The sequence below is a fragment of the Alcanivorax profundi genome (assembly GCF_003597125.1).
Taxonomy (GTDB): Bacteria; Pseudomonadota; Gammaproteobacteria; order Pseudomonadales; family Alcanivoracaceae; genus Alcanivorax; species Alcanivorax profundi.
The window spans coordinates 1-348 of sequence record NZ_QYYA01000226.1; the positions used below are offsets into that span (position 1 = coordinate 1).

Annotated in this window: 1 protein-coding gene; it reads right to left on the reverse strand. The window is 48.6% G+C overall.

The window, feature by feature from the left end; all coding sequences use genetic code 11:
- Positions 1-342: glycosyl hydrolase family 95 catalytic domain-containing protein (locus tag D4A39_RS19570; RefSeq protein WP_497707282.1), on the reverse strand; the 342-nt coding region annotated here is incomplete at its 3' end.
- Positions 343-348 lie beyond the last annotated feature (6 nt).

The following is a 348-nucleotide window of genomic DNA, read 5'->3' on the forward strand; positions in this document are numbered from 1 at the left end:
AATCTGATTACCTGGATAGAGCGCATAGAGATGACTCACATGGCGATGATTATCCTGAGGATCATCCCAGTCCTTAATCCATTCCTGCAACTGTCCCCACTTGCCAATCTGCATCGGTGCCATCTTTCCCAATACTTCCTTTAGGTGAGCAGCATATCCGGCATCTTCGCCCAGAATCTCGCTCGATCTGATAACGGTAGAGAAGAGTTCGTAGAGCAGTTCATTATCCATCGTAGTGCCATAGCTCATGGCTATCTTTCCATTCTTGGAAGGATGTACATTCTCCGGACTCACAGCTGGCGAAATCACGAGCCATCCATGCTCAGGTTCCGGTATCAGCATCTCGTC